This is a genomic window from Cytobacillus oceanisediminis 2691, from assembly GCF_000294775.2.
GTDB classification, from domain to species: Bacteria; Bacillota; Bacilli; order Bacillales; family Cytobacillaceae; genus Cytobacillus; species Cytobacillus pseudoceanisediminis.
This window is the reverse complement of the sequence record NZ_CP015506.1, coordinates 4,075,494-4,099,941: the sequence shown is the minus strand read 5'-3', so window position 1 is coordinate 4,099,941 and position 24,448 is coordinate 4,075,494. Positions and strand designations below refer to the sequence as shown.

The 24,448-nt window shown below is 32.3% G+C and carries 25 protein-coding genes; 16 read left to right on the top strand and 9 right to left on the bottom strand.

What is annotated here, in order from left to right:
• Positions 1 to 6 precede the first annotated feature (6 nt).
• On the top strand, positions 7 to 729 hold the full coding sequence (gene istB, locus A361_RS20630) for an IS21-like element helper ATPase IstB (protein WP_019380289.1): 723 nt from the start codon (positions 7 to 9) through the stop codon (positions 727 to 729).
• Between the two features lie 35 nt (positions 730 to 764).
• Here the strand turns inward: istB and A361_RS20625 are convergent, their stop codons facing one another.
• From A361_RS20625 to A361_RS30030, 4 genes are all read right to left on the bottom strand, one after another.
• Entirely contained in the window at positions 765 to 1,805 is a 1,041-nt protein-coding gene (locus tag A361_RS20625) for a DUF2332 domain-containing protein (RefSeq protein ID WP_019380123.1), read from the bottom strand.
• An 855-nt stretch (positions 1,806 to 2,660) separates the two neighbouring features.
• Positions 2,661 to 2,906 (bottom strand): hypothetical protein, encoded by a 246-nt coding sequence (locus A361_RS20620; protein ID WP_019380124.1) that lies wholly within the window; start codon positions 2,904 to 2,906, stop codon positions 2,661 to 2,663.
• 66 nt (positions 2,907 to 2,972) lie between these two features.
• Positions 2,973 to 3,206 carry a hypothetical protein gene (locus A361_RS20615; RefSeq protein WP_019380125.1) on the bottom strand — a complete coding sequence of 78 codons (234 nt, stop codon included), beginning with the start codon at positions 3,204 to 3,206 and terminating at the stop codon, positions 2,973 to 2,975.
• A gap of 327 nt (positions 3,207 to 3,533) precedes the next feature.
• On the bottom strand, positions 3,534 to 3,683 hold the full coding sequence (locus tag A361_RS30030; protein ID WP_019380126.1) for a hypothetical protein: 150 nt from the start codon (positions 3,681 to 3,683) through the stop codon (positions 3,534 to 3,536).
• Positions 3,684 to 4,006: 323 nt separating this feature from the next.
• Between A361_RS30030 and A361_RS20610 the strand changes: the two genes are divergently transcribed.
• A complete protein-coding gene (locus A361_RS20610) occupies positions 4,007 to 4,864 on the top strand; it encodes an SDR family oxidoreductase (protein ID WP_019380127.1) in 858 nt (285 codons plus the stop codon).
• Between the two features lie 132 nt (positions 4,865 to 4,996).
• Here the strand turns inward: A361_RS20610 and A361_RS20605 are convergent, their stop codons facing one another.
• Together A361_RS20605 and A361_RS20600 are read right to left on the bottom strand one after the other, a co-directional pair.
• A complete protein-coding gene (locus tag A361_RS20605) occupies positions 4,997 to 6,334 on the bottom strand; it encodes a sensor domain-containing diguanylate cyclase (protein ID WP_019380128.1) in 1,338 nt (445 codons plus the stop codon).
• Between the two features lie 84 nt (positions 6,335 to 6,418).
• Entirely contained in the window at positions 6,419 to 7,324 is a 906-nt protein-coding gene (locus A361_RS20600; RefSeq protein WP_019380129.1) for a LytS/YhcK type 5TM receptor domain-containing protein, read from the bottom strand.
• 754 nt (positions 7,325 to 8,078) lie between these two features.
• Here A361_RS20600 and A361_RS20595 point away from each other — a divergent pair.
• Positions 8,079 to 8,603, top strand: coding sequence for an RNA polymerase sigma factor (locus A361_RS20595; protein WP_019380130.1), 525 nt, complete (start codon positions 8,079 to 8,081; stop codon positions 8,601 to 8,603).
• Between the two features lie 101 nt (positions 8,604 to 8,704).
• Positions 8,705 to 9,322 (top strand): histidine phosphatase family protein, encoded by a 618-nt coding sequence (locus A361_RS20590; RefSeq protein WP_019380131.1) that lies wholly within the window; start codon positions 8,705 to 8,707, stop codon positions 9,320 to 9,322.
• Between the two features lie 260 nt (positions 9,323 to 9,582).
• Here A361_RS20590 and A361_RS20585 read toward each other — a convergent pair whose 3' ends face one another.
• Positions 9,583 to 10,089, bottom strand: coding sequence for a hypothetical protein (locus tag A361_RS20585; protein ID WP_019380132.1), 507 nt, complete (start codon positions 10,087 to 10,089; stop codon positions 9,583 to 9,585).
• 282 nt (positions 10,090 to 10,371) lie between these two features.
• Between A361_RS20585 and A361_RS20580 the strand changes: the two genes are divergently transcribed.
• The 9 genes from A361_RS20580 (at position 10,372) to A361_RS20535 (ending at position 18,943) form a co-directional block, all read left to right on the top strand.
• The gene (locus A361_RS20580; protein ID WP_019380133.1) at positions 10,372 to 10,899 is read left to right on the top strand and encodes a GrpB family protein; all 528 of its coding nucleotides are present in this window, start codon (positions 10,372 to 10,374) and stop codon (positions 10,897 to 10,899) included.
• A gap of 133 nt (positions 10,900 to 11,032) precedes the next feature.
• Positions 11,033 to 11,479 (top strand): hypothetical protein, encoded by a 447-nt coding sequence (locus A361_RS20575; RefSeq protein ID WP_019380134.1) that lies wholly within the window; start codon positions 11,033 to 11,035, stop codon positions 11,477 to 11,479.
• A gap of 341 nt (positions 11,480 to 11,820) precedes the next feature.
• Entirely contained in the window at positions 11,821 to 13,041 is a 1,221-nt protein-coding gene (locus A361_RS20570) for an MFS transporter (protein ID WP_019380135.1), read from the top strand.
• Positions 13,042 to 13,261: 220 nt separating this feature from the next.
• Positions 13,262 to 13,867, top strand: coding sequence for a hypothetical protein (locus A361_RS20565; protein ID WP_019380136.1), 606 nt, complete (start codon positions 13,262 to 13,264; stop codon positions 13,865 to 13,867).
• A gap of 311 nt (positions 13,868 to 14,178) precedes the next feature.
• Positions 14,179 to 14,451: a hypothetical protein gene (locus A361_RS20560; RefSeq protein ID WP_019380137.1), complete on the top strand. Its 273-nt coding sequence runs from the start codon at positions 14,179 to 14,181 to the stop codon at positions 14,449 to 14,451.
• Positions 14,452 to 14,781: 330 nt separating this feature from the next.
• Complete coding sequence (locus tag A361_RS20555; RefSeq protein WP_019380138.1) at positions 14,782 to 15,018, top strand: hypothetical protein; 237 nt, start codon at positions 14,782 to 14,784, stop codon at positions 15,016 to 15,018.
• A 199-nt stretch (positions 15,019 to 15,217) separates the two neighbouring features.
• Complete coding sequence (locus A361_RS20550; protein ID WP_019380139.1) at positions 15,218 to 15,484, top strand: hypothetical protein; 267 nt, start codon at positions 15,218 to 15,220, stop codon at positions 15,482 to 15,484.
• A 545-nt stretch (positions 15,485 to 16,029) separates the two neighbouring features.
• Entirely contained in the window at positions 16,030 to 16,608 is a 579-nt protein-coding gene (locus tag A361_RS20540; protein ID WP_019380141.1) for a hypothetical protein, read from the top strand.
• A gap of 382 nt (positions 16,609 to 16,990) precedes the next feature.
• Positions 16,991 to 18,943, top strand: a complete 1,953-nt coding sequence (locus tag A361_RS20535; RefSeq protein WP_019380142.1) for a TniQ family protein — start codon at positions 16,991 to 16,993, stop codon at positions 18,941 to 18,943.
• Here the strand turns inward: A361_RS20535 and A361_RS20530 are convergent.
• On the bottom strand, positions 18,940 to 19,137 hold the full coding sequence (locus A361_RS20530) for a hypothetical protein (RefSeq protein WP_019380143.1): 198 nt from the start codon (positions 19,135 to 19,137) through the stop codon (positions 18,940 to 18,942). The genes A361_RS20535 and A361_RS20530 overlap by 4 nt on opposite strands.
• Before the next feature lie 219 nt (positions 19,138 to 19,356).
• The gene (locus tag A361_RS20525) at positions 19,357 to 19,869 is read right to left on the bottom strand and encodes a hypothetical protein (RefSeq protein WP_019380144.1); all 513 of its coding nucleotides are present in this window, start codon (positions 19,867 to 19,869) and stop codon (positions 19,357 to 19,359) included.
• A gap of 469 nt (positions 19,870 to 20,338) precedes the next feature.
• On the opposite strand from A361_RS20525, the gene A361_RS20520 reads away from it, so the two are divergent.
• The 3 genes from A361_RS20520 to A361_RS20510 all read left to right on the top strand — a co-directional run bounded on the left by A361_RS20520 (position 20,339) and on the right by A361_RS20510 (position 24,445).
• The gene (locus tag A361_RS20520; RefSeq protein ID WP_019380145.1) at positions 20,339 to 21,442 is read left to right on the top strand and encodes a tyrosine-type recombinase/integrase; all 1,104 of its coding nucleotides are present in this window, start codon (positions 20,339 to 20,341) and stop codon (positions 21,440 to 21,442) included.
• Positions 21,443 to 21,587: 145 nt separating this feature from the next.
• The gene (locus A361_RS20515) at positions 21,588 to 23,528 is read left to right on the top strand and encodes a Mu transposase C-terminal domain-containing protein (RefSeq protein ID WP_019380146.1); all 1,941 of its coding nucleotides are present in this window, start codon (positions 21,588 to 21,590) and stop codon (positions 23,526 to 23,528) included.
• On the top strand, positions 23,528 to 24,445 hold the full coding sequence (locus A361_RS20510) for a TniB family NTP-binding protein (RefSeq protein ID WP_019380147.1): 918 nt from the start codon (positions 23,528 to 23,530) through the stop codon (positions 24,443 to 24,445). The genes A361_RS20515 and A361_RS20510 overlap by 1 nt, the downstream gene beginning before the upstream one ends.
• The last annotated feature ends 3 nt before the right edge of the window (positions 24,446 to 24,448 follow it).

Below are 24,448 nucleotides of genomic sequence, written 5' to 3'. Positions count from 1 at the left end.
TATCAAATGGATGAATATCTAAAAAGGCTGCGCTTGCCGACTATACGTGAACAAGTTGACGCTTATTTGCGCGAAGCAAATGAGCAACAAATTACCTATGAAGAATTTCTCTTTCAATTATTATCGATTGAAATAGCTGAGCGAGAAATCAAAAAGAAAGAGTTAGCCAGAAAAAAGGCGCAATTCCCTGTACATAAGGACCTCCTCTCTTTTCAATTTGAGGAGGCTCCCCACGTACCAAAAAGACGCATTCTGGACATCTTTCAAGGAGAGTACATTCAGCAGAAAAGGAATGTCATTTTTATTGGGAACTCAGGTACAGGAAAGTCGCATTTATCAATTGCGTTAGGGGAAGAGGCGATTAATCAAGGCTATACTGTCAAATATTATACGGCCGCCCGCCTATCGAATGAACTGATGGAAGCCCAAGACGAAAAAAGGCTCCTCCAGTTGGAGAAACAATGGTTGGCTGCAGATGTCACGATTATTGATGAACTTGGCTATATCCCCTACCACCAGAGAGCAGCCGAATTACTGTTTCAATTTTTTTCTACTCGTTATGAAAGAGGAAGCATGATTATCACTAGCAATCGGGAGTTTAGCCGATGGGTAGAAGTTTTTCACGATGAACAGATGACCGCCGCCTTGTTAGATCGAGTGACTCACAAGGCCCACATTATCCCAATGAACGGAGAGAGTTATCGTCTCAAAGAAACATATTCGAAGTAACAAGAGGGTGGTCAACTTTTACATGAGCGACATGGTCAACTTTTGGGTTGACATTTACACCATTCAAACCATCTACCGTGTCCATCAGTTTCTGCAATAGTATTTTGACTTTCAATACCGTCCAAATAATAATCTAGATGTAAGTATCTATCTTGAACGTTATTGTAAATATGAAATACATCTCTTACCTTACCAATATCTTTCACAGTTTTTAACAGATTTTTTTTCATTTCTAAAGGCATTTGGTTTGCAACATGGGTATGAAAAATGCAAATAACACTTTCCTTTGGAACCTTCTCAACATATTTAGATAATAAACTTATCCCATCACCGTCAATTAAGCTTATTGGATTTTCTTTTATATAATTTGCAGCTTCTTCGAACATAAACAGCCTCTCACTATGTTCGGTCCATATTAAGGATTTAAGCCACAAGTTCTCTTCGATATCATTTAAATCAATAGTATTTAAATCTAAGCCAATCCTGGCTGAAACCGGTGGTGGTGTCGAGTGGAGGATTGGAGTAATTTCTCCTTTTATTTCAGCTGTAATATTAAGCTTTGAATCTATACTACCATAAATATTATTTTGCCCGTATGAATATGAATATTTATCCCAAAGAAGCTGTAACCCCGCACTTGTTCCAATTTCGACAAGATATAATGGTTTCTTTGCTTTCTCGTAAATAGTACAAAAAGCAGGATAGAGGTATGCACATCTTCGTACTTCGTTCGTTTGAACCAGCCTAGTTTTGAGTATCGACTCAATTTCATCTCGGTATTTGAAGCAAAAATCCTTAAATAATTCAAACGATTCATTATATGACTTTGGATTATTTACAATACTGGGGTAATACTCTTTTAATGGGTGTTCCATACCTTTTAGTAAGAGAAAGTGTACAGCACCAAATAATAGGTTTGGAATAGGTTGTCCCTCAGGTGCGTTACTACATATTTCAAGAAGACCGTCATCCCTAGCAATTTTATTGGACAAATATTCGTATAATAAGCTAGACCCCTTACATTCTCTTTCGGCAAAAGTCAAAAAAGTTCTAGACAAAGCTTCGTTATTAGACAAATAAACTCCCCCTTTTACAATCTCTTAATACCTTCGACACCTTCCAAAAAAATCCTTTTTTTATTCAATGATGATGCTATTTCACAAGAAAAGTCTAACATTGGATATTTAGAAACAGATGCTAATGTTCAAAATGATTCAGAAACCAGTGAACAAAATAATTCAGTAACAAACGATGACAATTTAGAGACCATTATACCTGAGTTAGAATATTTACATGAGAAAGATAAAGATAAAGAAGAGGAGGGATATACTGTTGAAACCTACAGAGAGTATGAAATTTAAAAGGATAAGGATGGCAACATAATAAAACAGGTTCCTACCTCAAACTTTAATTATTTAAGATATAAAAAATACTAATGGATTTCTCTATAAGTGAACATTTTTGGCAAAGGTATGTAATCTTTGTCTATTTCTTATTACACTTAATGTGTCAAAATAGAGGTGGTGGTTCGAAATACGGTCGTAACTCAATGAAACATATCTATCCAATACTTTAATAGTTTGTGAAAGTTATTTACGATATTAAGTTTGGAAATATCTTTATTAATTAAATCCTTTTTCATCAAGAACAATAGGCTCATGTTTCAATGCCTTTAATAGAGTATTTTCTTGTAGTTTGTAGCTAGTATCAGTACATAACAATTAAAACGGTTTTCGTTTTTTTTTTTGCTATTGGAAAATTGATAGCTGGGGGTATCTTCACATAGATTACCAATCAATTCGGGTAAGATTATCAAGCAAAAAAATCTGGATATCTATACAGTAAACGAACTAAGTCAAAAAGAGTTTTAAAAATATGTTGATTATTCTTCTTTTTAGAATATCTAATCAGATAATTAGTAATTTCATATTCTATTTTTTAACTTTATTTTTACGCTTTTCAAAGAATGAAATTAGGACATAAATTAAAATGGTGGATGCAAAGATTAGGAGTAAAGAATTTGTTAACAGGTTAAAATCCAATTCATTAATTACCTTCTCAACCTCTCCATTCTTATTGTGATGAATGTATGTCCAGCCGTTATAATTAAGTATTAAAATTGAGGAAATAAGCCCTAATATTAAACCGCCTGCAAGTGAAATCAAAGTTTTTTTCATTTATATTATTTCACTCCTTTTATTCAACTACCAATACCCTAAGCTAATGGTTAACTAAGGTTGGCATTACTCTTTTCCTAACAACAATTCATCTACAGAAGGCTTGATTTCACCTGGTGCCCGTATCCATATTTTTACATCTCTATCCAAGAAAAGCGAACCGGAGTTAATAATAAAAATTAAAATGATAAGAATGAAGATAAAAAATATTTCATTTTTATATTCTTCAGCTTCGTTTCTTTTTCGAACTTTTTCTCGATACTTACCTTGGACTTTTCGCATTTTATCCTTAGATTGCACATTGCAGCACCTCACATAAATTCCCTCTAATTGGGATTTTAACATAATTTCTGTATTTTTTTTATATTCAATTAATTTGATGGTTTTGTTTTTAACGGTGCTTTCGTAAGAAGATTTTTAAGTCTCAGCACTTCTTTTGTTAAAACATGCAAAACTATTCTCTTATCAAAAGCTAGTGGTCGAATAAAGGTCAGGGAAAAGTAAAGAAAAAGAAAGTATGCATATAACCATCAAGAAGCGGTAAATAACAATTTATAGACCTGGGCAACTTGCGATTAAAAAGATGCTCTAGGCTAATGGTTATATTTTTCTTTCTAATCGTTAACACTATTTTTTGGTGTTGAACATTCCCAATATATCTTCAGTTTGTGCACTTTCAATTCTTTTTAAAGTAACCTTGATGTCTTGTATGTCTGAATTAAGCATTCTCATATCCTGTTGTAATTCAGCTAAGATTTCGAGGATTTTTTGCTCCATGCGGTTCTCCTTCCTTAACTTTATTGAATGGTTATCTCTACTCTAACTTCTCTCGCAAATATGCCTAGATTGTCGTAATTATGAAGAGAATGGGGTATAAAAAGATTGTAAACTATAAAGGGAAAGAAAAGCTATAGAACCCTTAGCTACTTAAAATCCGTGGCATCAACCTAAGAACTTTATTGAACAATTCAAACCATTTCCTAGTTTGGAATTAGAGTATGAACATGGGATTAAGCGAAATTTTTTTGAGCAATCAGGGGGAAGTTTATAAATTATAGGAGTTAATTTATGAATATGAATTTGAAAGGAAGGTGCAAGAGGTGGGTAGGATTTTAATTACAGGGATTACAGGGAATGTTGGTCGGGAGGTGGCGGCTGCATTAAAAAAACGGAATGTGTCGATGGTTTGTGCCGTTCGAAACATCGAGAAGGCAAAAAAGCTTTTTTTTAATGAATATGATTTTGTTTCCTTAGATTTCTCAAATAGAGAAACATTTGATAAAGCGCTTGAAGATATTGAATGCATTTTTCTCAACTATCCACCAGAAACACCTTTTGATGATTTTCATGCCTTTATCCGTAGAGCAAAGGAAAAAGGTGTTCGCCATATAACTTATTTGTCAGTAAAAGATGTACAGTTTTTACCCTTTGTACCACATCATAAAAATGAAAAAGCGATTGTTCAGGCTGGTATCTCTTTTACTTTCTTACGAGCAGGGTATTTTACGCAGAATTTGAATATGTTCTTGCTCGATGAATTGGTAAAGAATGACCGCATCTATGTCCCTTGCGGAAAGGGTAAAACAAGTTTTGTCGATTTGCGTGATATTGGTGAAGTCGCAGCGATTACCTTGCTGAATCCAGATTATCATCTTAACCAAAAATATGTGCTTACGGGTAATAAAGCACTGGATTTTTTTGAAGTTGCTGAAATAATGACTCTTTTTCTTGAACGTAAAATTATATATTCAAACCCTAGTCTTAATGAATTTAAAAAATACATGATGAAAAAGGGGTATGAAGCTAAATATGTAAATTTGGTGGGGAGCCTACATTTTTTTACCAAGCTCGGTATGGCAAAGAGTGTTAAAAGTGACTTATCACAAATCTTAGGAAGACATCCCATCACAGTTGAAGAGTATGTGAATGATTATAAGGAAGTTTGGAGAAAGAATTGAAATCTTATTAATGCCGTTAGAGATAATCTATTTTACCTAATTAACATTTTATAAAAACAAAAAAACCGCCATAAAGCGGTCCAATAATTTTTAAATTATCAATAAAAAAACAAACGTATTTTATTTTTTAATTTAACGATTTGCATTGCTGTTAAATGTAGAATATCGGTCTCTTCCACCCGTTTTAGCTATATATAACGCTTTATCTGCTCTGTCAATCAACTCGGATTGAGAAATATTCTTTTTTGGTCTCATTGTAGCTATTCCCATACTCAACGTAACGATATCTTTAATTTTCGAGCTGGAATGAGGAATTTGCATGGAATGTATCTTGTTCATTACATCTAGTGCAACTTCTTTTGCTTTTTGCGTGTTTGAATTGCAAAGTAAGAGGACGAATTCTTCTCCACCATAACGTGCAACATTGTAATCAGTATCATTAATTGCCTCTAAAAGAGTTTTTGCAACTATCTTTAAGCATTCATCACCTTCGAGGTGTCCATATGTATCATTGTATTCCTTAAAAAAGTCAATGTCACAAAATATAAGAGAAAGAGGTTGATGTGATTCAATTGACTCTTTCCAAAGGTTGTCCAACTTTTCATCAAAGAAACGTCTATTTGGAATGCTTGTTAAACCATCTAGATTTGATAATTTTTTTAAGAGCTGGTTTGCTTCTTGCAACTGCTGTTTTGCTGCTTTACGTTCAGAAATATCTCTAAATGTGGTCATGATAGCTGGTTTGCTATTAAAATGTACAAGACTAGCAGATACATCATAATAATGTTTCTTTCCATCCACCCTCAATATGGCGATTTCTTCATTTGAAAACGAGTCTTTTTCATTATTAAGTTTTCGAATGAGTTCTTTTATTCTTTCATGATGTTCTGGAGCTAAAAACTGAAAGCTATCAGTTCCAATTAAGTCTTTAGTTTGGACCCCGATTTGAGTTGCAGCTTCATCGTTAGCAAAAATTAACTTCCCTCCTTGATATACACAAATACTATCAGGCGAAAGTTCAATAAGCTTGCGGTATCTCTCTTCACTCTCTAATAAAGAAGCTTGGGCATTTTTCCTACTAGTAATATCTCTAATGATGCTGCTGAAAAAATAAACCCCGCCAGTTTTCCATTTATTTAGTGTCAATTCAATGGGAAACTCTGTCCCATTCCTATTTACTCCTTTTAATTCCAATGTATTTCCAATAACCTTTGATTCCTCGCCTTGCAGAAACCTTTTAACTCCTCTGTTGTGAGCTTCTTTAAAATGGTCTGGAACGATAAAGTTAACATCTTGTCCTATTGCTTCTTCTTTAGTATATCCGAAGATGGTCTTGGCGCCTTTATTCCAAGAGATTATACGCATATGCTGGTCCGCAAGGATTATAGCATCCTGGGTAGATTGGGTTATAGTTTTAAATCTACTTTCGGAATCTAAAAGAGTGAAGCCAAAACTAATAATCGCGTTCAAATTACATGTATATTCTAATTGCTTCTTTGTGAAGTGATATGGAGTTAAAGAACCAAGATTTATACAAGCTATTACCTTTGTTTTTTAAATGATAGGAAAATGCATAGAAGAAAGTATTCCATCATTAACTAATCTCTTTTCTAGTTTTCCGTTAGGTCGCTCATAATTCCAATTTGAAAACACAAGTGGTGAACTGGTATCAAAAACTTTCGTTGATTCAATTTCCCCTTCTTTTAAAATATAGTTTGCAATATTGTAGTTACCTAGTTCAAGTGTGCAATAAATTTTATAAAGTGAGCCATGTGCAAACATAATGCTACCGAATTCACAATTATAGAATTGCATGATTTCTTCGAGTACTTTTCGATAGGCTATCTCAATTTCTGTTGTTTCAAAAATTGAGGTTAGTCTTGTAGTGGTATTGTTCGCTTGCAACTTTGTATTTATTGCTTTAAATAAATCGTGTACGAATGCTGAAATAACTCCTCCAAACAATATAAAGGATGAGAAATAAATGAGAATATGTGAGACGTTATCCTCCAGCACAATTAAAAATGTAAGGTTGCTAATGACTAAGGAATAACCAATTAAAAGTAGCCATTTATAAAAAACACGGTACACATATGTTGAGATTAACCCTAAACCAATGCCTTGAACGAGAATAGAGATTGTGCCAATAAGTGAAATTTCATTAAATCCATTAACAAAAAATAAACGATGTATTCCTAAAAAGAAGCTGGTCAAAATAGCAGCGGGAAAGCCACCAAAGAATGCAGACAGAATCAGTGCTAATTGCCTAAAATCTAGTATTGTATTTTTACTAATTTCAATAGCAATAAACATTGAAAACATTCCAAATATACCTTGTATAAACCCTATTGATAATTTGTCATATATTCTTAATTGCTGATGTGGCTTTTTAAATAAGAAAAGAATGACAAATAAAAAAAATACTACCAGAGAGAAGTTTTCAGCTGCTTGAACTAACAATTTATACCTCCATAAAAATAAACTATCTATAGAATAAAGATTTCTGATTCATTCGACCTAGAAAAGAAAGCAACATGATATATTTTACAATTTAAATCAATTGATTGTAAGTATTAGAAATAAAAATCAATCAATGGTTCCCGAAAATGAGGTAGTGAAAGTTTTTTGTAAATAAACGTTAATAAGTTGAAAGGAGAGATAATGAGACAAATATACTTGAGTCAATAGAGGATTACTTGCAATTGTATTTTGATAGTGAACAAAAAAATCCGCTACATGTTGGAGAGGTAATGAGTTGTTGATTTATTTGAGGCGAAGTTTATATTCAAATTGAATTGAATACTACGACTGACGATGATGTTCGGAAAATATTAAAAGAAAGGTTAAACCAATGTGATACATAAGGGAAGCGGTCACAGTTCGATAAATAATAGGTAATAATGTGGAGGAAAAAAAAGACATACATGTCTCAATGAGTTAACATTCTGTTCAGATGTACATCTCCTTGAGAAAATACTACTCTTTTCGAAATCATTTGTCTCGAAATTGGGAGAAATTCTAGAAGTTCGGTAACTTTGCTTTATTGAAGGCAAAAAAGAATTTTTGCCATTAAAGAATGGGACTTTAACCACTATGAAATAATCAAGGAGAAAGTCTATTTGGTGTTTTTTATTTTTTTAGCCAACAACACCCTTTTATTTCCATTTGTTGTGTTAGAATAAACTTAAACTCATGGATTAATATGGTGATAGAAATGTTGGAAAAAGAAATTGAAAAATTAATTAAGACGTATAATACTGAACTACGTTATTTCGCATATAAATTTGTAAGGGACTGGATTTTGGTAGATGATATAATGCAGGAAGTCTATTTAAAGATTTTCTTAAAATGGACCACCTTTGTACAAATATCAAATTTAAAGAGTTGGCTATATAAAATTACTTGTAATCAATGCATTGATTACTTACGAAGTAGTACATATAAATCAACACTTTTAATAGAAAACTTGGAGGAATTTTTAATAACAGATAAAATTTCTGCGGAGTATAAAGTTATGAAAGCTTTAGAAAAAGATACACTTCTTAAACACATAGCCACTCTCCCTTTTTATTACAGAACCACAATTATATTACATTATTTTAGAAATTATTCTTATAAGGAAATCAGCAGCCTTTTATGCAAAGATATAGCTTTTGTTAAAAATAAACTTTTTCATGGGAGACGTATGCTACGAGAAATGTATACCAATGAAGAAGTGATATTTGCTACGCAATTTTAAACCTACAAGGGTGGGAAGGAAGCGGAAACAGTAAATTTTATACCAGTTGCTTTAGGCACTCAAACTCATTAAAAAGCTTTGAATATGTGGGGGGAATTTATGTGACTACAATATGTTTGATAAGGCACGGAGAAACAGATTGGAATTCACTAGGCAAGCTTCAAGGAAGTGCTGACATCCCACTCAATAATATTGGATTATTACAAGCTGAGGAATGTCGAGAAGTTCTTAAAACCTTTAGATGGGACATAATTATAGCGAGTCCATTAAAAAGGGCAAAGCAAACAGCAACAATAATAAATTCTGAGTTAAACGTCCCTTTAATAGAAATGAAAGAATTTACAGAGAGAAATTATGGGTTAGCAGAAGGAATGACAGAAAAAGAGAGGTTAGCCGCATTCCCAAATAGAAATTACCCTAATCAGGAAGATAGGTATACTCTAAACAGCCGAGTAATTGATGGAATTAATAAAATTCATCAATTATATAGTGGACAAAAGGTCTTATTAGTAGCTCATGGAGCTGTAATTAACACAGTTTTAGGGCACTTTTCAAATGGTAAAATAGGCTCTGGTAAAACAAAGTTAGTAAATGGGTGCTTTAGCAATATTGAATATGCAGAAGAAGGGTGGTTAATTAAAAATTATAACCAAATTTCTCATCTTTCAAATTACTGTAAGGAAGGTAAACCCCCATTTCAGAAACAAGGGGTTGAATAATAATGTACCGACTAGCCTAATAAATACATTAAAAGTATGTCAATTGTCCAGGCCATTAATATGCCGGATACAACAAAAAAGGGTGAAATTCTTATGTGATGTTCCCTTAAATAACTTTAGGAGTATCATACTCAACAGGAATTTTATCTATTCATATTGAACAAAACTGCTCCCTGGTGGAATTTTAAAAGGGCTGACGTAGCAAGCCCAGATAAACACAAACAAGTTTAGTTGAAAACCGTAAAGTTAGGGAACACTTATCAATTCTCAGAACATCTACTCCAATTAAAAGGCTTCATGTGAAGTTGAACCGCATTTCTTTCGTCTACTGACATAACAACCCAAACTTCTCCAATTTTATGCAATTCCTTTAGTACATTGTTTCCATCATTTCTTTTATAAAGAAAATATCCCTTTGTACCTTCTAAACCATTTTCTAGGAACAACCTCATTGAACCAATACTAAACCCAACAAATAAATGTTGTAATGAGATTTTGTCAGAATGGTCATTAAGGTTATCCCCAACTTTTAAATTTAAATCATCCTGTCTAAATTCTTTATATCCTGATAAATCTAAGTTATAGCTCTTCACAATATCTGTAAGCACTTCATTATCAAATTTTCTCCACTGCTTTTCATATTCTTCTACACAAACACTTTTAGGAGGTTTTTCTTCTACTTTTGATTTTGCAGAAACACTTTCTTTATTTATTTCACAAAATAAGATACTTAACATAAGCATTAATACTGCAAACTTTTTGTTCATTCTCCATCACCTTAAATTATATTTATAGACATTTTGCCCATGTATAGTTCAACTATTCCTATTCAGTGCCTTGGTAGTCATAAATTAACCTCTAAGAAGTCACGAGTATCTTTCAACAATGGTCCCTTTTTATTCCGCATAAGACATTAACTATCTTTTTCTAAAAAGTTGTATTTTTATAGCAACTTAATTTGATGGTACTGTCACAGGTAGACTAGGTGAGGGAGGAAATAGGAGAAAAAGGAGAGAAGTAATAAATTATCCAGAAAATGGGGTGATTTAATGAAGTTAGGACTAAAGCGAAATGAAGTAAGACTAGTGCCATACGCTGCTGAATGGCATAAAGAGTTTGTGAATGTGAAACAGAGTATTTTAAACTCAACTCCTATTCAGGAAAGACAAATTGAACATGTAGGTAGCACAGCCATTAAAGGTATGGTCGCCAAACCTATATTGGATATTGCTATTGGTGTTGATGACATTAATAACGTTGATAGAGCAATATTTCAAGGACTAAACCATTTGGGTTTCTTAAGACTTCGAGTAGAACGTCCAAATGAAATCGTACTTGCAAAATTTACGGATGAAACTTTCGAAGAAAAAACTCATTATATTCATTTAGTTGAATATGATAATGAGCTTTGGAAGAATTTAATTTTTTTTAGGGATTACTTAATTTCAAATGAGGCAGCGCGGGAACAATATAAAAGTTTGAAAATAGAATATCTGAAACAAAATAATGGTGGTATTAAAGGGTATACCGATAATAAGGAACAGTTTGTAAGAAATATTTATGAGAAAAGAAAATAGTTCCTTATTATGTTGAACAGTACAGGAGTAAAAAAATCGTTAAATATATAGCCTTTCTGCATATAAATTATAATTAGGTTTTTTTCATGGTGTGAAAGAGAAAACAATTAGAAAGTAGTAAGGGGAGAAAGTTGTGGGGGAAAACCTAGCGTTTCACATACCTACTTACAGTGAAGGTAACTCAGCCTTCCCGAAACCTTTAAATGATGATTACGATTATTGGGTTCCCATTATAAATCACTATTTGGAAAAAACAAACATGGTTGAGGTTCATTGTTGGAATGATGAAACAGACACTATTGAAGAAATTAAATCCCTTCCAAATTTTTACGGATGTAAAGAAGTAAATCTCACGATATTACAAGGGTATGTAACTTCACTTCTTACAGATTATTTAACGAATGAAATTGTGGATATAGACGGACGATTTAAGTGGTTTACTATAAATTTATATAATGACAAATCATCTGTATTCCATTCAGGGCATTGGGGAACGGAGTTTTTTATACAGAAAGTGTCGGAAAAAGATGACGAATTTATCAGAAGAGTTACTCCACTTGGGACAGTTCACCATAGATAGTGATAATGCTCTAATACTGTTATGCCTATTTTGCTTCCACATTTTTTAATTTGAGTATTTTATGTACAAAGGTGAAAAATTGAAAGAAATTTTTTAGAAAGCACAAAAAGCTTTAGCAGGGTATAAAATTGTAATAAGAACACGTCATAAACATTACTTAGAAACGAAGGATTAACAACTTTTTATGAACCTACCCAAATGTAAAAAGTATTGGTAACATGAACATTATTTTAAGTTGATGCATTTAAAATTATTTAACTAACATAAAAAACTGAGGAGGTAATTTCCTTTGTAAAATTCCCTTTTTATCTTAAATTTTATGATAATAAGGGGTAGGTAAAATGAAAAGTAAATCTTTCCATATGCTTTGGCTAGGTCAATCATTCGCAAATTTAGGTGATGTATTTTATATAGTTAGTTTGATTTCTATTTTATATTCAGTTACAGAGTCGTCGATATATTTGGCGTTGTTACCTTTCTTAAATATGTTAGGGAGATTTATAAGTGGTATTATTTCACCTTTGATACTGCATATGTATAAATTAAAATCAGTACTGGTATGGTCACAATTTAGTAAAACAGTAGTATTGTTCCTTTTAGCATATTGCCTTAGTTCACAGGTAGCTTCTAGTATTTGGTTTATTATTATTTGTATGTTTTTTATTGCCTTTTTCGATGGATGGGCAATGCCAGCAACGGATGCGTTGCTTCCTAGATTGGTGGAACCGCATGAATTGATGAAGGCAAATAGTTTTGTTTCGGTAATAAGTGAGACAATTCAATTAGGTGGATGGGCATTGGGAGGAATCCTCGTTGCAATATTGGGGAAGCAAAATGTCATTTGGTTAACCTTTGCCTTATTTGTAGTTTCAACAATTATGATGCAATTAATTGTCGATAAAACCTCATTTCAAGCTATTGATGTAAAACAAAAGACAATGAAAATCCTATTAGAAGGTTGGGTTATCATATGGAAAAATCCGATATTTAGGAGTATCCATATTATAATTTTTATAGAAGCAATCGCAAATGTAGTATGGATAGCTGCCATTCTTTATGTGTTTATAACAGAGATATTAAATGTTACTGAAGTATGGTGGGGATATATAAACACTGCATTTTTTCTTGGCTTAATATTAGGTGGAATAATTTGTTCAAAGCTTTCGTTATTATTCGAAAAAGCTATTAAACTTACTATTTTAGCAACTTCTGTAGGAGTTTCCTTTGTAACGCTAATTTTTGGTTTAAATTCACTTGCTGGGATAGCATTAATAATAGTCTTCCTTAGCGGGTTAATCAACCAAATTAAAGGAATCACCATACAAACATATTTACAAAGTGTAGCTTTCATAGAAGACCTGCCAAAGATATACAGTGCTCAACATTCTCTGGTTTCATTGGCTTTTGGCTTTTCTACACTAATATTTGGGGGAGTTGCGGATTACATTGGCGTTCAATTTACATTTATAGTTGCTGGGATTTTATTAGCAGGTTCTGCATTATATCTGTTTACTGTCAATCAACGCTTCTCATCAAAATACCTATTGAATAGAGAAGATTAAACTTTGCTCCTATTGAATAAAGCCCATTTGCATCTAATTAAACAATCAGGTGTTTGTATCTAAAAAGAGTTGTTAAGGCAGCTCTTTTTTCTTATCAATCATTTATAAGAAAGTTCGGCTGCTGTTCTAATAGGAGTTTTATTTGGTAAAAAAGGATTTTTAACGCGATTGGAAGAATAAGTAAGTGTGTGGTTTGTTTATAAAATAGAGGAGGACCTATATGCGCCATAACACCCGTCCAACTGTCCCATATAATGAACAACTATTATCGATAGATGAACAAATTTGTGCTTTATTAAAACAACGTAAAGTTCTTTCTAACAATAATCCTGGTCTTCCATCGAGTAAAGTTATCACAAGCTGGGCTAAAAAGTATGAACTTTATGAAGACTACTTAAATCATTTGTTCGAAACTATGAGATTTGAGGGCTTATTTAAATCACGTATAGAGCCAACTGGATATAGAAAGCACCTTTCTGTATTAAAATCAATTGAACATGGTGAACGCATATATTCTGTTACAGTTATAAGACAATATCAAAATGCTAGTGTAATCCAACTTCATGTCGATTGGGATGGCACAGAGGAGTTGCAGCTTGATTCACAGCTAAAACATCATAATAATACATTTGAATTGTATATCGGGAACCAATACGAATGTAGACAGGACAGAGCAGGAGGTTCAACAGGTCACTTTACATATAACTTCATTGTTTCACCGCCTTTACCTGATAATATATCGGAAATTGATTTAATATTTAAAGAATATACGGACACCTTAAAAGAGCAGCCAACAGGTCTTGAAATTGTAATGCACCTAGATTAACTCCTATTAGCCTCTGTAAATATATTGAAAATTAAAGAATAAACGCAATTTGCATTACTACTAAGAAAGGATGGGATAATCTGTTAAAATACATTGATTATATATCACGATTATTAATGATTTCTCCTCCAATGATATTAGGATTTAAATTAGATGTTATTACTGTATCCATTTGTGCGTTTGTTGTGGGCGTGTTATTACAAATTATTAATAGCAAAGTAAAAAAGGATAGTGGTTTTTACCAAAAGAAGTCGCAAGATGTTGAATAAATAAAAGGTATATTCCTAAATAGTGCCACGAGGAGTGATTGTTTGAAAATAAGAACAAAAAAGCCCTATGTTTATTTTTTCTTCGAGCCAAATATAGTAATCGCGCGTGAAATACCAAACAAACCCTATGGAAATTTAGAGGAATTTTGCTTGTGCCCTAAGCTTCATTTTACATACGAACTTAAAGGTAACGAAGATTTTGAGTCATTTGACCATATAAAGAAGAAACATTTAGAAGGAAAAGGTTATATTATAGACCAAGAGTCAACACTTATTATGTTCAAAACAATGAATCGACACTCAAAAGGTAATTGAATCAAATTAAGTGAGGTCATTGTAACCCTTTTTCATCCTTTGCGAAGGTGGAGGTTTTCTTTTAAGGAAACACTACTCATACATTATTGTTCAGATTTTCATATTAGAAGAGTGAGAACATTAACTTATGGGGATAGATACGGAAAATAATCCTACAAGGGTTATTCATTTATTATTTTCCTTCCGTATAAGCGGTCTTTAAGAAATGGGGAGAGTACAGCTGATGTAAATGAAATGACTTCTATTGTTTTAACACCGTTAAGGGAGATTTAAATTTAGGATTGCAGAAAAAGTTAATAAAGTCATTTTTACGAGCGAGGGGGATTATTATTGGAAGACAAGAAGAAGGAGAAAATAAAAACTTGGTTACTGATTGTTATGGTACTATCGCTCATCAGCTCTTTTGTATTATTTTTCATTGGATATTATATGATTGGATTTGGGATTGGCGGTATCTGTATGTTCCTGGCTACGTTTTTATCGCAATGGAGTTCAGATAAAAGCGCAGATTACGTTTTTAGGGGTGAGTATAATAACAATAAAAACAAATGGAACAATAAATGGTGAAAACGCTCAGATGAGACTATATCTGAGTGTTTTCTCATTTATGAATACACAAATGACCTTTATAATTGGGGCAAAATATGTTCTGACAAACTAAAAGTCTTCATGAATTTTTCACATCCAATTAGCAATAACTCTTGTTGGAATATGTATATTGATTATTTCATATTTATGTAAAATAGAAAGGTGAAGGAGGGCTGTTTTGAATGGGATTGAAGTTCTGCCGCTATTAATAATCCTAATCCTTATTATCTTCATTGTTTGCCTTTACTTTATTTCTAGACACAAGCGACAGACTGTTCAGGTTTTTACACTAGAAAGTTTTATGAAAGTTAAACATTTGGATGAAATTGTAAATCAAAATAGTTTTTTTGATATCATGAGGGACTATTTCGATGAGAACCATGAAGAAAGTGATAATGCTAACGATGGTTCCGATATAGGAGACAGTGATGATGGTGGAGAATGAAAATTTGATGTCACCTACTAAAAGGTGCTGATTTTTTGTATAGAAATAAAAATGTGAATATAATAATTCTTTTGCTTTTTTGTTTGCTTATTATGCTTATTGTTCATGTTTTTCTCCATGTTAAAGTTTATATTGTATATAGCGCAAGTATTGGTTCTATTTTCATGATAGGTCTGATTATTTTCCTTATTTGTTTTCTTTATTTTAAAAGCTAAAAAACTTAAAGGGGGCATGCAGCAGCCAGGTAATATATACTTAAATTATGGATAGAAATTAGAATGATAAGAAGAAATCCCTCGTTAGGATATTAAGAGGTTCTCTTGTTTTGGGTAAAACAAACAAGTATTTAAAAATAGCAGACCTATTTGCAAAAGCGGGTAGGTCATTTCTTGTGAAGATAAAGCAATTTATACAGTTTTAACAGCGAAAATAATATAAGTTTAAAATAGAAAATTACTGATAAAAGGAAGTTGGTATAAAAACTAAAATATGAAATTGTTATGATGAACTTTTTGTGTAAATTGGGTAGAAAAAGGGGGAGGCAAATGAAAAGGTTAATAATGCTAGTATGCTTAATAATGCTTTTTTTGTTTTCTACACTTTTAATAGCTTGCTCGTCTAAATCAAATCTAGAACTTTTAAAATCAAAAGTTGATATTGTTAATGATAAAAGCAAAGTAGGAGCAATAGGAATAACAGAAGGCAAGAAGAAAGGTCAAGAACTAGTACCAACAGCGTTATATTATGAATTCGAAATCAAAAATAATGGTAATAAAAAGATAGGTGGTATTGGTGACAAGGGGTTACAAGTGAAAATTGAGCCACATGATAAACTAGTTTCAATCTCAAAAGAAACAGTTGGCTTCAACATTTTTAAACCCTCATCTTATATTGATACTGGTGTAGGATACGGAACTTCTTTTGATGGGGAAATCCTGCCTAATAAAAATGGGAAATACATTTTAACTTTCGATTTGGGTGTAAGCGAAGAAAATCCACAAGTTCCTTTAAGAGTTCCATCAAAAGATAAGCTAAACAAACTTAAGGAAAATGCTTTAGATGCTTCTCTAATAATAACTTTAAATGGTAAAGAATTAACTCGTTTTAATTTAAAGACGGAATAGATAAAATTGAGTTATTTAATTTGATGAAACTCCAATTAAAACAGTAAAGCATCGGTGCAAAAACCGATGTTTTTATAGGTTTTCAATTATTGTGTTTTTATCCTAATCTTTGTATCAGCAGAACCCGTAATGAGTAAATGTGGACTCTTTTATGCTTCACCTTCGTGGTTCTCAAATTTTTTTGCTGCGCATTATCTTTTGGTTCTCAAGAGCAAAAATACCGTACCGTATAAAAGAGACCAGAAGGACTATTTTTATTAATTTGAAAGGAAAGTATTGAAAATATTTAACAAAATCAAGTGTTTCGATTTAATATCATATTGAAACAAGTATTCATTAAATAAAACTATAGCGACCATGTATAAATTAGAAAATTCTGTCAATGATAATTGGTAAAACTTCCTGGATTGGAGGGATACCCATTACTTCATTACTGAATACTCCAATAATACACGAAGAAGAAAGCTTAGCTGGCTTTGTTTACAGACTAGCTAGTGCCAATTATTATTCGTCTCCAAAAATTATCGCCGACCATATAAATCTTACACTTTGGGACCTTCAGCAAAATGTTTTTGATAAGAATATGTGTAAAGAAATTTCTTATTTAAGCAATGTAGACATAGAGGATTTGTACGAAAGGTCGTACCATCCAATTGAAGAGTATATGGATTTGAAAATAAAAAAACTACTATTCTTAAAATCAAGTGTTAAATTTTGTCCCGAGTGTTTAAAAGGAGATAAAGTACATAAATATCTTTGGGGATTTAATTCGGTGAGTATGTGTATCAAACACTCCCTAATCCTAAGTAACTGCTGTCAATATTGTAAAAGGAAAATTCAATTGAAATCATTATTAGATGGGCGTTGTTCTGCTTGTGGATTTCATTATGAGAATTCACCTGTAAATAGAATACAAAAACAAAGTGAATATTATAAAGCCCAATATGAGCTACATCAATTTATTCTCGGTGATAATAATTGCAAATTCTCAGATTCAGAATTGACACTAGTGGAGTATATGACATTATTTGATGCTTTGTTCAAACTTTTTGATGGTTTAAATACCTTTATTCAACCTATGAGTGAAGGAATTTACATGAAATTTGATTATCATCACTTGTATGACCAAACATTTTATACTGCTGCTTTTGCTAATGTTTACTGGATGTGTTTTGTAAACTATCCTCATAATTTGATATATGCTTTAGAGTCATTCGATAAAAGTGATTGCACTATGAAAAAGTATAGAAAAAGACAATTTAAGAAAACACTATCTGGTAATAAGTCGTTCTTATTCTTAAAGAAGGAGTATGAAAAATATCTCCTTGAAAGCGCGAAAGCAGGGAGATTAAATAGAAATTTGGCTTCATATGATAAGGAAACTAGTCAAAAATTGAAAATTGAATATTATAATAAAAGAGATTTGATTGAAAGGTTCAACCTTTCCAAAGGAGAGGTAAATGAATTATGTGTTAAAGGATGGTTAAAGCCAAACATAATTAACAAGGGTAAATACATTAACTATCTATTTGAAGTAACTACAGCAAAAAAGGTAATCAGCGATTATCAGTTATCCCAAAAATCACTTATTACAAAAAAAGAGTCAGCTAGACTGTTGGGAATTAGTATTGAAAGCATTAATACTTTGATACAAGAGGGCATAATTGAGCAGAAGGCATCTCTTCTAAATAAGCAAACTTCATTTATTGATGAAAATTCCATTGATAAATTAACAAAATCAATCTCAAAAAAAGCAAAAAAACCGGAACGTAAGGAACCCTCATCCTTATTATCATTAAAAAAGTGCTTAGACAAATATGTAACTAGCGGGTTGCAAATAAGTAAGCTTATTAAGTTATCCATAGATGGAAAAATAAAGGTCTACAAGGAGGGAGATGGTAGCAATCTAACTCATCTATATTTTGAAGAGGATGAAATAAAGCGTTTCCTGAAAACAGAAAGCATTCAGCGTGATGGATATAATCTGGGAGAGGCTTCAAAAATTTTAGGCTTTGGTGAACGGACGCTTCATAAAATGATAAATGCTAACATTATCAACCCTGACAAAATAATGAAAAAATCAAACAATAGAGTTGTGTATATGTTCAGTCAAAAATGTGTAGATGACTTTTATAATCAGTTTATTACTGCATCTGATGCTTCCTTAAAATATCAAATAAATATTAACACACTACGCAACTACATATTTGACAAGAAAATCCGTAATGAGCTGAGTGGAATATGTAACAGAGTGTTGTTTGAAAAAAAGGAATTGGAAGCATTGTTATTTACTATTCGTCAACAACCCAAAAAGAAGAACTTCAGATTGGATTAGTGAATCATATTTTGATTTAAAAAATCAATCAGTTTGTCATGTTCCCGGTACTTTTGCGTATGGTATCGCTTTGTTGTTTTGCCTCTTTGAATACCTATTTTGTATATATCGAGATTGCTGCTTAAAAGAGTTAACAATTCTTTCTGTGTCAAGAGTACTGTACATTTGGGTAATTTAATTTCAATGAGCTCCATGACATTCTCTCCTTTATCAAGTAGTACAATTATTATTAGTTAGAACATTTGTTTTTATGTAATAAGGAGTATATAAGTTACCACCAATTGCTGCATGCCTACGTGAGAAGCAGCAATTGGCTACGCTATGTAATGTGTTTTATTGGAAATAACGACCTGATAAAGGGTTAGTTATGAACAAATTAATACAGGTGTTACAACAATAACTACACCTGTGCGTTAACTTATTCCCTCGATGTAACCACTTTCTGACCAACCTGCATAGAAAACAAGAATTCCTTCTTCAGTTTCTACTTCAGCAAACTCATAAGTTCTTCCAAGGCTTCTACAAGAAGCAACCGCTTTTTCAAAATCATTGTACTCACCACTGAATTCACTTACCCCCTGGTCTCTAGACCACTCGTCTTCCCAATATTTAACTGAGAAAGTTTGACCAATTCCAATAATTGATTGAAAGAAAGTATTGGCTGTTTGCATGCCTGAGTTACTCCATATGTCTTCATATTCAGTGAAGAAGTTATCGATGACTGCCTTTTCTTCCGGTAAATCAACTACCGCTCTCTCTTGAACGAAGCTTATTGCCTTTTGTAGGTCTTTTAAGGTGATGTCATTATTATTGCTGTTAGTTAGATACTTAGATACCTCGTAAGTAAGTGCCCAAAATGCTTCCTTTATTTGCTTCTTATTATTAAAAAATTGATTAATAATGAAATAATTTTTGTTAATGGACATGTTTTGACCCCCATGAAATATTGTCTTTGGATGTTAACAAATGATTACTTAAAAATAGAAAATTTATATTTGCATCATCGATAACCTCATAAATTGGCAACCTTCATAATCAATTATAATTTCCATTTTTTTACCTATAATGATAAAAGTGCTAGAGTTGATAGAGCTCAAACTATCAATTCCTAAATATCATAACTTATTGAAACACCTTATTAATTACTATTGCTGAAAATTTTTATCTATAAAAATAAAGAATGAATATCCCCAATTTGCTTTGTTTTTTTTGTATAATAGTATCTATTTTTTTCTTAATTGAACAGTATTCTAGGCAAACATTGTAGTTCTAATCATTTTTTGATTGCTTAACTTCTCTTTTCAAGAAATGCCAATAGAATTACAATAAAATTAATAGGTTTTTGGGGTTTGAATTGTTTTATTTTTACAATTTTATAATGTCTGGGGGAAAGTTATGGATATTGTATCGCAATTTAAGGATTGGCTTGTTAATGAGCAAAAAGTGTCAGAAGCTACCCAGCAAGTATATTTAGCTGCCGTTCGACATTTTTTAGATTATTATGAGCGCATAAATGAAGGAGAATTTAGACTTCTAGAAAGAGGAGTAGTTAATGGATACAGTTTGAAACTTGAATTAGACAATATACCAGCAGCTACCATAAATGCTCGAATTACGGGATTGAAAAAATTCAATAAGTTCTTAGTGGAAAAGGGTTATCAGAAGGACATAGTTATTAAAAGAAGTGATAGAGTGGAAAATAATCACCTGGAAATTCCTAAACCAGAGAAGCTAGATACTTACGAAAAGGAAAAATTTATTCAAGCCGTTAAAATAGGGAAGAATAAGCGAGATTTCGCAATAATGATGCTGATTTTGAAAATTAATTTAGGCGCTTCAGAGATTATAGAGCTCAGGTTAGAGGATTATAGGAATGGTGCTATTTTAATAAAAAATAAAGATAGAAGATTTGAGTATATTCTTAATACAAAACTCCAACAAGTGTTGGATGAATATCTGAATGAAAGAATTAATCATCATTTTTCAAACAGCGAATTCCTTTTTATAACTAATAAAAGTGGGAAAATGGTGAAGCGGCATATCTTTCAGTTATTCAATAAGTATAATCAAGAAGCAAACCTGGTTAATCCAATAACACCCAAAAAATTAGCAGCATTTAATCTTAAGGATGAAAAGCGGGTTATTGATAAAGAATTTAAATATAGTTTAGACGATGATATTCAATTAAATTGTAATACGGAGGACACTAAACATAGGAACCTCCTAAGAGTAATGGTTGAAGTTCAATATAATGGAAGTATTCGTACTTTTCTCTTTGGAGCAGCTAATCAGGAGTTTATGAACCATCTCTTACTAGAGGGAAAGGCGATTATTCCTAATGGTTTGATTTTAACAAGGAGTTTTAATCAGGATGATATTTGCTCGTCTCTTGTAAATATATTTAACAAAAAGGGCAAAACACCTTTAGAATTTCTGAATTTTTTAGAAGCATACAGCATAAAGGAAGATGAGTTCAATTGTTATTTGCAGAGATTGTAATTCTTTTCGAATTACAATTTTTTTTGATTTTATTATCATAAGTGTTTACAAATTTAAAAAAGTGTGAATAATAAAAAATATGAGATATTTAAATATGTGATATTTTAAGTTTGAAATTACGGTTAATTCAGGAAGGTGAGGACCTATGGGAAAAAGTTATATTGGTGTAAATACCAAGTTCTTACTTGATGGTAGACGGATGGAAATTATACAGGAAGAAGAAAAAGACGTATTTCTAGTCAAAGATTTAGAATTTGGTATAACAGAACGTTTCGAATTAATGGACATATTACATCATTTGAATATAGGAAATATAGTATTTACCAACAGTTTAACAGGCGATTCAGAGCCTCCAGGTTATTGTGATTTTTCAATGTTAGATGAACATATTAAAGCTCGTGCAATGTTTAAGCTTGAAGCTATAAAACCACTTCTTAAATTAAATGTTAAAGTCTTAACACCTTATGTTCAATCAAGAGTAGAGACATTAAAAAAGAAGGGACAAAATGTCTCAAGAGCATCTCTCTTCAGATGGTTAAAATCCTTTAGAGATAGTGACTTCGATATTCTAGGATTAGTGGATAATACAGAAAAGTGCGGACCAAGGGAAAAAAAAGTAGATAAAGAAGTGGAAATGATAATTGAAAGGATAATATCTAACTATTATTATGCCCGTGAAGAAATATCTAGTAAAACGATATATGAATTGGTTTATCACGAAATAGATAAAGTGAATGAGACAAGAATAGCAGGGGAACAGCTGTTACATCCGTCTGAATCAACCGTACGACGTCGAATAAAAGCGCTCCCAATCTATGATGTTGAAAAGGAAAAGAAAGGGATAAATGCTGTCCGAAATAAGTACAAAAATGTAAACTATCATGAAAAGCCAACATATCCACTCCAAAGAGTGGAGTGCGACCATACCAAATTAGATTTGATAGTAGTGGATGATGAAAATTATTTACCCATAGGTAGACCAACCATTACTAGTATCTTAGATGTTTATACTGGTTATCCTCTGGGGATTTACATAGGTTTTGAAGAACCTTCCTACACTGCGGTTAGTCATGCATTGTTACATGCAATTACCCCTAAAACCTATGTCAAAGACAAATATCCCGAAATTGTACATAGCTGGTTAGCATATGGAATTCCTGAATTATTAGTAGTGGATAACGGAAAGGAATTTAAAAGTAAGCATTTTAAAGAAGCATGTTTACAGCTAGGAATTGATATCTATCATTGTCCTGTAAAAATGCCATGGTATAAAGGTGCTATTGAAAGGCACTTCAGAACCATTAATCAGCACTTTTTGCACTCAGCACCTGGGACTACATTTTCGAATGTTTTTAAAAAAGGGGATTACGACCCAAAGAAAAATGGCGTTATTCGATTTAATAATTTTCTAGAGTATTTTCACCTGTGGTTAATTGATTACTACGCTATGTCAAAAAATACCGGAGTAAATGGAATTCCGTCTAACTTATGGAAGAGCTACTATGAACATTCACCTCGACCCGCTGTTCCTGATAAAATGATTGACTGGAAAATTGCTTTGATGAAAGTTGGATATGGCAGTATACAAAGGAGGGGCATACGGAGGTCTCACCTCTTCTATAAATCAGATGAATTATTTGAATTGAAGAAAGAAATAGAGGTAAAAGACAAGCCGTGTAAAGTGAAATATAAATATGACCCTACCGACTTAAGTAAGATATACGTCTTTAATGTAAACAGCCTGAAATACTTAGAAGTGCCATGCACTGACCAGAAATACACACAAGGACTAAATGAGTATGCGCATAGAGTCATAGTAAAAAACACCAATAAAGAAAGAGGAATACCTGATAAAAAGCATTTATCAGCTACTAAAGCAAAGCTTATTGAAAAAATAAAGAAAGAGAAAGAAAGTACTATGCAAGAACGAAAGAGAATGAAGAGGATTGAAGGTACAGGAACTGATAGAATATTATCGACTGAACCATTGAAACCTTCAATAAAAGAGATTGAGGTTCTTGAAGAGAAAGTGGAAGTAAATGATGAATTAGACTTTATAGATTTTGATGATTGGGAGGAATTTTAATGGTGACTGAAAACCGAGAAAGATATCTAACGATGAGCGTAAAAGAGAAGAAAAAGGAGATTAGTAACCTAAAAATACATCACCCAAGGTTCAAAAAGGCTCTGGAGCTGATTAAGCTATGTCACAAATCAAAGGAAATATCATCTGACCCTCAATGTATGCTAATCACTGGTCCTTCTGGCTCTGGCAAGTCAACCATATTAGAGAGTTATTTTAGTCGTTATCAAAGTACAACTTATGTCAATACACGAACCAAAAAAGTAATTTTAGCTGGGGAAATCCCTAGTCCTACTACAATTAACACTTTTTTAGAGACTATGCTGGACCGTTTAGGGGACCCCTTTCCGACTAGAGGGACTATTGGCAATAAAAATCATCGATTAGTTAAACTAATAGAGGATTGTAGTGTTGAAATTATATTACTTGATGAATTTCAGCATTTTGTTCATTCAGAAAATCAAAGGGTAAATAGAGCAGTTGCAGATTGTTTCAAGTCTCTTGTTAATCAAACAAAGGTACCTGTTGTTTTGTTTGGTTTAGAGGATGCCAAGACCGTCCTGGATTGTAATTCTCAGTTGAAAAGAAGGTTCTCTATTTCCTTTTCATTACCACCATTTGGTGATGAAGATGAAAGAAGAGAGAAGGAGTTCAGGACACTATTAAATCAGATAGACAACAAATTACCTTTTCCAATCATGGGGGGATTTAGTAAGCCTGAAATTGCTAAACTCATTATGGCTGCAACAGAAGGAAACATGAATTCCATTATAAAGTTAGTTAAAGGAGCAGCTCTATTTGCTTTGGAGGAACAAAAAAATCATATTGAAATTGCTGATTTATACAAAGCATATCAAATACATTCCTATATCCTAAAGGGGACAAATCCATTTATCAATAATAAGAATAAAGGAGCTTAAAAT